Below are 11,935 nucleotides of genomic sequence, written 5' to 3'. Positions count from 1 at the left end.
CCTACCTCCCGTTACGGCACTCCTGCAGACTTTATGTATTTTGTAAATTATATGCATAAAAATAAGATTGGCGTTATACTGGACTGGGTACCGGCGCATTTTCCAAAGGATGCCCACGGACTTGCAGAGTTTGATGGAACCAGTACATACGAATATGCAGACCCGAGAAAGGGCGAACATCCGGACTGGGGAACTAAAGTTTTTGATTTTGGAAAAAGTGAGGTTAAAAATTTTCTGATTGCAAATGCCCTTTTCTGGGTGGAGCAGTACCACGTAGACGGATTGCGGGTGGATGCGGTGGCATCAATTTTGTACTTGGATTACGGCAGGGAAAATGGTCAGTGGGTGCCTAATAAATACGGCGGAAATAAAAACCTGGAGGCAGTCGAATTCTTCAAACACTTAAATACCGTTGTCCTGGGGCGCAACCACGGAACCCTTATGATTGCAGAAGAGTCAACGGCATGGCCTAAGGTTACCGGCAAAGCAGAAGAGGACGGGCTTGCTTTTTCCATGAAATGGAATATGGGATGGATGAATGATTTTCTGGAATATATGAAACTGGATCCTTATTTCAGGCAGTATAATCACCATAAGATGACATTTTCCATGACATACGCCTATGCGGAGAAGTACGTGCTGGTGCTTTCCCACGACGAGGTGGTTCATTTGAAGTGTTCTATGATCAGTAAAATGCCGGGACAGTATGATGATAAGTTTGCTAATTTAAAGGCGGCATATTCCTTTATGATTGGACATCCGGGGAAGAAGCTGCTGTTCATGGGACAGGAGTTCGCCCAGTTCCAGGAATGGAGCGAAGCCAGGGAGCTGGACTGGTATCTGCTGGGTGAAGAGAGACATGCCCAGATAAAGCATTTTGTAAAAGAGCTGCTCCATCTCTATAAAAAAACCCCGGCACTGTATGACCATGATTATGACCCGAACGGATTTGAGTGGGTGAATGCAAATGACAATGAAAGAAGTATATTTAGCTTTATCCGTCATTCTAAAAACGGAAAAAGCAACCTTTTGTTTGTAATTAATTTTACTCCTGTGGAACGGATTGATTATCGGGTTGGCGTTCCCAGAAGAAAGCAGTATAAGCTGATTCTGGACAGCAATGCCAGCGAGTTCGGTGGGACCGGAAAAGTTCAGCCTGAAATCTACAAGGCGGTTAAAAAGGAATGTGACGGCATGAAGTATTCCTTTGGGTATGAACTGCCGGCGTATGGAGTGGCAGTATTTAAGTTTTAACCGATGGAACGGGATATAGATATTATTAAAATAGATATTTTTAAATTAGTAATAATTAAGTTAGAAATGATTAAATTAAAAATGATTAAATTAAAAATGATTAAAATCAATATCATTTTTATCAGAGCTTATAAAATGAGTGTATGCTGCTTATTTTATAAGCTCTTTGATCATTTTGCCCTACTCAACAGACTGGAATGCTTAATGCAGTTTCCCACGCCTATCTTTTCGTACAATACCTCTGTACACAAAGCGTCTTAATCAGCAAAACCCAAATATTATGCATTAGAACACCACAAAACATCCGCTGAAGCACCGAAGAATGTTTTAAGATTCCTTGGATTCCTCAAATTTGAGTATCGTAACGATTGATATGTTTCATTATGCAGTTTTATGAATAAATAGATATAACGTTTTACCAGTTGAATTTAAAAGGGTTTTAGTGTTATACTTAGAGTTAGGGAGAAGTTTAGTTAAAAGTTTTACTAAATGTTTATCTCTAAAATATTTACAGGGGAGGAATATATCGTTATGGCAACTATTAAAGAGGTGGCGAAAGAATGTGGGGTTTCCATTGCTACAGTTTCCAATATTCTGAATGGAAAAGGAAGGGTTGGGGAAGAGACAAAGGAGCGTATTCTTAAGACGGCAAAAGAAATGGGGTATGTCCCTAATATGATGGCGAAAAATCTCAAACAGCGCAGTTCCAGAACCATTGGAATTATTACAGAGGATCTGACAGTATTTAACTGCGTTGAGATTGTGGACGGAATAAATGAGTACCTGGAAGAAAAGGAATATACATTTTTACTGGGGAACCTGAGACTTTATAAAAAATATGACAATGCCTTTTATCACCATGAGGATTATAAAAAGCAGGTTGAAGAAGAGTTCTTAATCATGCAGAGCAAGCAGGTAGAGGGCATTATTTATATCGGGGCACACTGCCGTGAGATAAAGAGTATTCCCAAGGGGCTTAAGTGTCCGCTGGTGGTGGCGTATGGCTTTGCCGGCGACAGGGAGATTCCGTCCGTTGTATTTGACGATGAACAGGCAGCTTATGAGGCTACCCTGGAATTAATCCGGGAGGGGCATAAGCGCATAGGTGTTATATCCGGGGATAAAGACAGTCTTCATACTTTTTCCAGAATGGTGGGACATCAGAAAGCATTATATGAGAACAGGATCTTATATAATCCGGCATTGAATGTGACGGGAAACTGGCTGAGAAGCATGGGGTATGAGGCGTGCAGGCAATTGCTGAGGGAGGATGTAACTGCGATTTTTGCCATGAGTGACGTGATGGCACTGGGTGTCTACGACTATGCGAATGACCATGGTGTGGAGATTGGTAAAGATATTGCCCTGATTGGAATTGATGACAGGCAATTCAGTACAGCGTTTAAACCGGCGCTGACCACAATGGCTCTTCCTCTTCATGAAATCGGTAAAAAAGCTGCGGAAATTGTGGTGGAGCAGGTAGAAGGTTCTATGGCGGGGGGAATGGTCTACCCCTATAAAATCAAATGTATGCTGAAAAGAAGACAATCCGTGGATAAAACGATTAAGCCAGAAATAGATGATATTTAGTTGGTATATTGATAGTGATTCTTTACACTAAAAAAATATAATTGTGTTAATATGTACATGTAATTTAGCATGTACATATTTTTTTTGACATTTTTGTGAAAAAGGGTATTGCATTATTTTGGAAACTGTAGTATAGTACTGATAACAGATAAAACGTTTAATCAAAACCCACAGGACAGAGGTAATGTATTTCGGTGTAAATATGTCGGGAGGCACTGGGGTTGATCAGAAACGACGGAGGCATTTATGGAAAAACTAACCTTAGTTGAACTAAACCGTACGAAGATACGGGATTCCTACTGGGATAGATATATAGACCTGGTGAAGAGCACGATTATCCCTTATCAGTGGAATATTTTGAATGATAACATACCGGATGTTCAGACAAGCCATGGGTTGATGAATTTTAAAATTGCTGCAAAAAGGGCAACCGGTGAATTCTATGGGGCTGTGTTTCAAGATACGGATGTAGCAAAGTGGTTGGAAGCAGTTGCACTTTCACTGGAATCAAAACAAGATGAGGAACTGGAGCGTACAGCGGATGAAGTCATTGATTTGATTGCAGAAGCACAGCAGCCGGATGGTTATATAAATACCTATTTTACCATTAAGGAACCGGATAAACGCTGGAGTAACCTGGAAGAAGGACATGAGCTTTATACGGCAGGGCATCTGATGGAAGCGGCGGCAGCATATTACAAAGCTACGGGTAAAAGAAAGTTTTTAGACTGTATCTGCAAATTTGCAGATTTGATATGCAATGTATTTTCTCCTGGGCATAATAAGGATGGATATCCCGGACATCAGGAAGTGGAGATAGGACTTGTAAAGTTATATGAAGTAACCGGCAATAAAGCTTATCTGGCACAGGCAAAAGAGTTTCTGGAACGAAGGGGAAGGGAACCTAATTATTTCCTGGAAGAAGAGAAAAGCCCGGATTATAAAAGAATTTTTCCGGAGTTTGAAAATTATCTGCCCCTGTACTCCCAATCCCATAAGCCGGTTCGGGAGCAGGATACGGCTGAGGGCCATGCAGTACGGGCGGTTTATATGTACTGTGCCATGGCGGATGTAGCATATGAGTATCAGGATCAGGAGCTGTTCCGGGTATGTACGGCACTATGGGATGATATTACACAACGGAAGATGTATATTACGGGAAGCATCGGCAGTTCCGGAATCCTGGAACGTTTTACCACAGGGTATGATCTTCCCAACAACTGTAATTATTCGGAAACTTGTGCATCTATCGGGCTTGCGCTCTTTGGAAGACGAATGGCACAGATTACAAGGGACAGTAAGTATATGGATGTGGTGGAACGGGCATTGTACAATACACTTTTGTCCGGGGTTGCAATGGACGGACAGAGTTTCTTCTATGTAAATCCTCTGGAGGTGTGGCCGGATAACTGCCTTCCCAGAACCTCCATGGAACATGTAAAGCCGGTCCGGCAAAAATGGTTTGGAGTTGCATGCTGTCCGCCTAATATAGCAAGGACACTGGCATCAATTGGAGAATACATTTATTTTTATGATCGTTCTTCTGTCTGGATTAACCTGTTTATCTCAAGTGAGACAAGCATGGAGATAGAAGGGCACCCGGTTCATCTGAGTCAGAAAACAAGATTTCCCAATGACGGAAATATAGAAATTTTCATTGAGAATGAAGATGAAGCGGAATTTGAGTTGGCTATTCGGATCCCTGAATACGTGAAAAAGTATGACCTTATGCTGGATGGAATGCCGGTTGCGGCAAAAGTGCAGAAGGGCTATGCAAAAGTCATGATTTCAGGAAAAAATCCTTCGCTGGTTTATAAATTTGCACTTGCTCCCAGAATTCTGCGAGCCAACCCCCTGGTAAAAGAGGATGTTGGTAAGATTGCAGTAATGAAAGGTCCTGTAGTGTATTGCCTGGAAGAAGTGGACAATGGTAAAAATCTTCCGGCAGTATTTTTGGATCCGGAGCAGGAACTGCAGGAAAGCTATGAAGAAAATCTACTGGGAGGGACTACAATAATCCGGACAGCAGGGAAAAAAGTGACGACAGATGGGTGGCAGAGCAACGAACTATATAAAGAATCTGATCTCACAATGGAAAGTATACCGTTAATGTTTGTTCCCTATCCATACTGGGGGAACCGCCGTACAGGCGAAATGTTAGTGTGGGTGAAAGAGTTTATCTAAGGAGGAAGAAAGATGAAAAAAAGAAGCAGAGTATTAGGAGTTTTATTAGCAACAGTCATGGCAGCTGCAAGTATCGCAGGATGCGGAGGCAGCGCAGGAACAACGGAAGCCGTAAAAGAGACTACAGCAGAGACCGCAGCAGCGGATACGGAAGCGGCAGAGACTAAGGGAACGGAAAAAGCATCAGCTGAAACAGAAGCAGCGGATTCTGAAAAGGCAGCCACAGCTGCAAGTGCAGATGCTGCCGAACTGGAAATGTGGACCTTCGTGGAACTTCACGGAAACCATTTTCAGGATATGGCACAGAAATGGAATGAAGCAAATCCGGATCGCCAGGTCAGCTTAAACGTTAATGTACTTCCTTATGAAGACATGCATAATAAACTTCAGATTGCACTTCAGTCAGGAGAGGGCGCGCCGGATATCGTAGATATTGAGCTTGGTAAATTTGCCAACTTCTTAAAAGGGGAGCCTCAGTTAGAAGCTTTAAATGATGCAATTGACCCTTACAGAGAAGACATTGTAGCTTCCAGAATTGAACTTTACAGCAAAGATGGACAGAATTATGGTATTCCAAGTCATGTAGGTGCAACCGTTGCTTTCTACAACACAGAAATGTTAGAAGCTGCTGATATTGATTACACCACAATTAAAACTTATGCTGATTTAAAAGAAGCAGGTCTTAAATTAAAAGAAGCAACCGGCAAATACATCATTTCCACAGATACCAGTGCATTATGGCAGTTAAACGACCTGATTGCACAGCAGAAAAAAGACTGGGTAGATGAAGCAGGAAATGTAAATGTAAATATCCCGGAAGCACAAAAAGGACTGGAAACTTTAAAAGATCTCCAGACTGCAGGAGTCGCAACTACAATTCCAGGTGGCAACCCGGATACAGAAGAAGCTTACGCTTACTATAATGCAGGTGAAGTGGCATGTGCGATTATGCCAATGTGGCAGATGTCCAGATACACCAGCTATATGACGGATTTAAAGGGTAAAATAGCAATTGCTCCGGCTCCGGTTTTGGAAGAAGGAATGCCATCTTCAGTCGGCGGCGGCGGAACAGGTACCTGCGTTACAAACCAGTGCAGCGATGTTCAGCTGGCAAAGGATTTCCTGGCTTATGCAAAACTCAGCGTAGACGGCAATATTGGTCTGTGGAATAATCTTGGATTCGACCCATGCAACATGGATGTATGGACGATGAAAGAAGTAACCCACAATCCGGATAATGAATTTGTACAGTATTTTAAAAACAATCCTTTTGACGTATTAAATGAAATTAAAGATCAGATTGGCCTGATTAAATCTACAGAAGCTTATCCGGCAATCAACAGCACATTCAGTGCAACTACTTTAAATGCAATTTTTGACAGCGACCAGGACATCACTACGGCTCTGGAAGAGGCGCAGTCCCAGATCGAAAATGAATTACAATAGGTGTTTAAAAGACGCTGGGAGGCACTAGCTTTATGAGCTGTGACAGCTAAAAGCAGGGGGGCGTAGAAAGCTACGTTCCCCTGCTTTTGTAAAAAGGGATACGAATCATGCAGATGGTGAAAGGGGTAGAAAAATGAGTGGCAGGAAGACGGTACCGATACAACAGCAGGAAGAGAAGAAAATTAATTTTCGGAAATTATTATATTCCCAGAAAATAGCACCATATGTGTTCATACTTCCGTTTGTCTTAACGTTTTTGATATTTTGGCTGTTTCCGTTGGCAAAGGCCGGAGTTATGAGTTTCCAGGAGGTTCTGCCTGGGCAGACATCCTTTGTGGGAATTAAAAATTACAGTAAATTAGCAGGTGACCGGATCTTTAAAATAGCGCTCTGGAACAGCCTGAAATATATGATTGGGACACTGATCCTCTTAATACCGATTCCCATGCTGCTGGCATACATGATTAACAGTAAGCTGATGGCGGCAAAAGAAATGTTCAAATCCGTATTTTTTGTACCGATCCTCACCTCCATTGTGGTAGCGGGTACTATTTTCCGCCTGATGTTTGGCGAAATGGACTCTGCATTTATGAACAGCATTATGACTGCGCTGGGATTAGAGCCTGTAAAATGGCTGAAAAACAGTTTTACCGCATATGTGGCGCTGCTGTTTCTCGCCTGCTGGCGGTGGATGGGTGTCAATATGCTGTATTTTATCTCCGGGCTAAACGGCATTCCCACAGAACTTTACGAGTCGGCATCCATTGATGGAGCCACTTCTTTTAAGAAGTTTATCTATGTGACACTGCCTATGTTAAAACCGACCATAACTTATGTTCTTACGATCAGTATTTACGGCGGACTGGCAATGTTCACAGAAAGCTACATGCTGTGGGCAGGAAAGGATTCTCCTCAGAATATCGGTCTTACCATCGTTGGCTACCTGTATCGCCAGGGAATCCAGAAAAATGAAATGGGTTATGCGGCAGCAGTCGGAGTCATCCTGCTGGCAATAACTATGGTGATCAATATTGCGCAGCTGACGTTTTCAGGCATGTTTAAGAAGGAGGACTAATGGGATGGCACAGCAAAATGTGGGTGGAAAAACAAAAATTATATGGATGAAAATCATCTTATTCGTACTCTTTACGCTTTTGGCAATTGTCATACTGGTGCCCTTTGCCGCAATGGTGATTGCCAGCTTTAAAGATGGAAAAGAATTGATCCAGTATGGACTGAATCTGAAGATTGAACCGGCAAAGATGAGCCTTAAGAATTATGTTTATCTGTTTACCGGAGAGCACAGTTACTTTACCTGGTTTATCAACAGCGTGTTTTTAACCGTTGTACAGGTAGTGCTGACCCTGTTGGTGAGCGCCTGTGTAGGATACGGATTTGCGGCTTACAATTTCAAAGGGAAGAATTTCTTCTTTGTCTGCGTACTTCTGATCTTAATGGTACCATTCGAAATTCTGATGCTCCCTTTGTATAATCAGATGATCGGCATGAAACTCAGCAATACATATACCGGAATTGTGCTGCCTTTTATGGCAAATGCTTCCACTATTTTCTTTTTCCGACAATACCTGGAGGGGATTCCCAAGGAATTAATTTCAGCAGGGCGTGTGGATGGAGCAACTGAATATGGAATCTTTGCAAGGCTGATTTTCCCCATTATGAAACCGGCAATGGCTTCTATGGCGATCTTAAATGGCATGACTTACTGGAACAACTTTCTGTGGCCGCTGTTGATTTTAAGGGATGATAAGAAGTACACCCTGCCAATCGGTCTGAATACGTTATTGACACCTTATGGAAACAATTATGACCTGCTGATCGTGGGTTCCTGCTTCTCGGTAATTCCTATATTAATCCTGTTCCTCTGTTTTCAGAAATATTTTATAGAAGGTATGGTAGCGGGAGCCGTGAAAGGTTGATGGAGGATATGAATATGAATAAAAATGCAAAAATGATCATTGATAAAAGTTTTCGGATTGCAGAGATTGATCAAAGAATTTATGGTTCATTTATTGAGCATCTGGGAAGGGCTGTTTATAACGGAATCTATCAGCCGGGACATCCTTCAGCGGATGAAGAGGGATTCCGCAGGGATGTGCTGGAGCTGGTGAAAGAGTTACAGGTTCCGATAATCCGGTATCCCGGCGGGAATTTTGTGTCCAATTACTTCTGGGAAGACGGCGTGGGTCCGGTGGAACAGCGTAAGAAACGTCTGGAACTGGCATGGCGCAGCCTGGAAACCAATGAAGTGGGATTAAATGAGTTTGCTAAGTGGGCAAAAAAAGCGGACGCGGATATGATGATGGCTGTCAATCTGGGAACCAGAGGGATTGCGGATGCCTGTAATCTGCTGGAGTACTGCAATCATCCGTCGGGTACTTATTACAGTGACTTAAGAAGAAGCCACGGCGCTAAAGAGGCATATGGAATTAAGACCTGGTGCCTGGGAAATGAAATGGATGGAGAATGGCAGATCGGGCACAAAACGGCAGACGAATACGGACGTCTGGCTGCGGAAACGGCAAAGGCGATGAAACTGATTGACCCGTCTATTGAAATGGTGAGCTGTGGAAGTTCCTTTGTGGCGATGCCGACATTTCCAGAGTGGGAGGCGGAAACGCTGACACATACGTATGATTATGTGGACTACATTTCCCTGCACCAATACTATGGAAATACCATGAATGATACGGCTGATTATCTGGCACTGACCATGGATATGGAGCATTTTATACATACGGTTGTGTCCACCTGTGACTATATCAAAGCGAAGAAGAGAAGCAAAAAGGTTATGAATTTAAGCTTCGATGAATGGAATGTATGGTTCCACTCATCAGAGGCAGATGACGATACCATGAAGAACCGCCCATGGCAGAAGGCACCTCATCTGCTGGAGGATATTTATACATTTGAAGATGCGCTGATGGTGGGATTAATGCTGATTATGCTGTTAAAACATGCAGACCGCGTAAAGGTGGCATGTCTTGCACAGCTGGTAAATGTAATTGCACCGATTATGACGGAGAATGACGGCGGCGTGTGGAAGCAGACTATTTTTTACCCATTTCTCCATGCGTCCCTGTATGGACGGGGCACTGCGCTGAAGCCCATTCTGGATACGCCAAAACACGATACCATCGGTCATTGTGATGTTACGGATATTGAAACAGTGGCTGTGTACCGGGAGGAAGAGGAAGAGGTAACCATATTTGCGGTTAACCGGAATATTTACGAAGATATCACCCTGAGCTGTGACTTAAGAAGCTTTGTGGGATACGATATTTTAGAACATATTATAATGGAAGAGGGTGACTTGAAGGCAGTCAATACTTATGGCAGGGAACAGGTTCTGCCAAAGCACAGCAGTGAATCCGTAATGGATCACGGTATGCTGGAAACGAAATTACATAAGGCTTCATGGAATGTAATTCGGCTGGGGAAACAGGGAAGGTAATTGAGAGAGGAACGAGGAGGTTCGCAAATGAGAAAGAAACGATTGGTGAATGGGGCGGTTAAGGTAACTGCATCGGTACTGGCACTGGCTATGACAATAACATCCATACCTTTGCCGGGACCGGCAGGGACAAATAAGGTTTATGCAGCGGAGAAATCCACAGAAGCAGATAAATCCACAGAAACAGATGAATTTTTTATCGCACCTGATGGGGAAAGACCAAATAATGTAGCAGGGAGTGCAGACGTTTCCACCAGCTATATATCAGGCTGGGAAACCCTTACTGCAGTGAATGACGGGAAAATATCCAAGACTTCCCGGACAGGAAAAGAAGAAACGGGAGCATGTTATGGTTCCTGGGGGAATCCAGCCAAGCCTGCAAGTGAAACGCTGACATATACCTGGGAAAACGAAGTGGAACTGAACAGCAGCGGAATTTATTTCTGGTATGATGGGGATGAACCAACTTCCGGTGGAATTAAAATTCCGAAATCCTGTAAATATGAATATATGGATGCGGATGGCAACTTTGTAGAAGTTTCAAATGCCCGGGGACTTGGATGTCTGCCGGATGGATTTAATATAACGTCCTTTGATACGGTAAAGACAAAAGGGCTTCGGGTGACCATTGAAAAACAGAAAGCGGATGGCGATGGAGTCGGTGTAATTGAATGGGAAGCATACGGAAAGGTAATGCCTTTTAATATTGCGCCAAGGGCAGAGGCATCTGCAAGCATTAACCGTCCGGAAGATTTAGGCGGGGTAGATGCTTTAAATGATGAAGCAGAACCCACAGCATCGACGGGTTCAGGAGATGGACTGGTCTGGCACAGCTGGACAAATGAGGGACAGATGGCATACGTGCAGTACACCTGGCAGAAAGAAGCCACTATTGACAGCACGGAGATTTACTATTTCACAGATAATGGCGGTATTCTGATTCCGGAAAAGACCGTAGTGGAATACTGGGACGCAGCAGCGGGTGCATGGGCGGAGGCAGCCGTTGTCACCGATCAGAAACTGGATGCGTACAATGTAGTGCAGTTTGACCAGCCCATTAAGACCAATCAGTTAAGATTGACTATGACGCCCCAGGGCTATGGAACCACCAGTAATCATGCGGTTGGAATCAAGGAGTGGAAGGTTCTGGGCAATGCAGAAAAGCCAAGCGGCGAAATGGAACTTTCCAATGATTATTTTTATCTGAAGATTGGTAAATACGGACACATTGATGAACTGAAGATTCAGGGAGATCTGTACGATACCAACTATGTATTGAATGCTGAATATGCACCTACCCAGGGAGCGTCCAAGGAGCATCAGTGGATGGGTGAATTAATGTTCCAGACAAAATGGGAGGGCGAAGAGAACTGGACGGAATCCATGACCAGTGCCTCCGATAATGGAAGTAAAACTAGAAAAATTGAGCTAAAGGGTAATAAAGTAGAAGTTACTTATGAAAATGCCAAAGAAGAAAAGGGTATTAAGGACTTCAAACTGGTAGAGACTTACGAATTAGTGGATGATCAGATCGTTTGGTCCATGACAGTTACCAATACAGAGGATAAGAACCTGATTATCGGAGACTTTGGTGTGCCGATGCCGTTCAGTGAGTTCTGGCCCGGCGGGACACAGGTTTATGAGACTTCCGTAGTGGACCACTCTTTTGTGGGACAGGATTCCAGTTATATCTATGCCAGCAGGCCAAGCGGCCAGGGCAAGTTCCTGCTGTTTACCCCGGATACTTCTACCGGAGCGGGATTTGAGTATCAGGACCACTGGAGGATCAATAACGGACATGCCGGTTCGGTATGGGCACAGGACCAGGGCGGCTGGGCAAATGGGCTGAATGTATTCTATATTCATTCCGATGTAATCAAGACCACCGGAAGCAGCTACCTGGAAAATACATCTCTCACACTGGCGCCAGGAGAAAGCAAAACATACACGTTTAAGTTTACCGGCGTTGACAGTGAGCAGGATATGAAG

The 11,935-nt window shown here is 43.5% G+C and carries 8 protein-coding genes; all 8 read left to right on the top strand.

Going from position 1 to position 11,935, the window contains the following annotated elements; translation table 11 throughout:
* Positions 1-1,254 (top strand): 1,4-alpha-glucan branching protein GlgB (gene glgB / locus ACH2DQ_RS06240; protein WP_395025996.1); only part of this gene is annotated, 1,254 nt, incomplete at its 5' end.
* A 531-nt stretch (positions 1,255-1,785) separates the two neighbouring features.
* Positions 1,786-2,844 (top strand): LacI family DNA-binding transcriptional regulator, encoded by a 1,059-nt coding sequence (locus ACH2DQ_RS06235; RefSeq protein ID WP_395025994.1) that lies wholly within the window; start codon positions 1,786-1,788, stop codon positions 2,842-2,844.
* A 246-nt stretch (positions 2,845-3,090) separates the two neighbouring features.
* Complete coding sequence (locus tag ACH2DQ_RS06230) at positions 3,091-5,028, top strand: glycoside hydrolase family 127 protein (RefSeq protein ID WP_394912991.1); 1,938 nt, start codon at positions 3,091-3,093, stop codon at positions 5,026-5,028.
* Between the two features lie 12 nt (positions 5,029-5,040).
* Positions 5,041-6,474: an ABC transporter substrate-binding protein gene (locus ACH2DQ_RS06225; RefSeq protein ID WP_395025993.1), complete on the top strand. Its 1,434-nt coding sequence runs from the start codon at positions 5,041-5,043 to the stop codon at positions 6,472-6,474.
* Between the two features lie 133 nt (positions 6,475-6,607).
* The gene (locus ACH2DQ_RS06220) at positions 6,608-7,549 is read left to right on the top strand and encodes a carbohydrate ABC transporter permease (RefSeq protein ID WP_394912993.1); all 942 of its coding nucleotides are present in this window, start codon (positions 6,608-6,610) and stop codon (positions 7,547-7,549) included.
* A gap of 4 nt (positions 7,550-7,553) precedes the next feature.
* The gene (locus ACH2DQ_RS06215) at positions 7,554-8,411 is read left to right on the top strand and encodes a carbohydrate ABC transporter permease (RefSeq protein WP_394912994.1); all 858 of its coding nucleotides are present in this window, start codon (positions 7,554-7,556) and stop codon (positions 8,409-8,411) included.
* Between the two features lie 14 nt (positions 8,412-8,425).
* Positions 8,426-9,946, top strand: coding sequence for an alpha-N-arabinofuranosidase (locus tag ACH2DQ_RS06210; protein WP_394912995.1), 1,521 nt, complete (start codon positions 8,426-8,428; stop codon positions 9,944-9,946).
* A 27-nt stretch (positions 9,947-9,973) separates the two neighbouring features.
* On the top strand, positions 9,974-11,935 hold a 1,962-nt coding region (locus ACH2DQ_RS06205), incomplete at its 3' end, for a DUF5695 domain-containing protein (protein ID WP_395025990.1).

The organism is Robinsoniella sp. (assembly GCF_034124845.1).
Note: the sequence above shows the minus strand (reverse complement) of the source record. Positions and strands in the feature narration are given on the sequence as shown.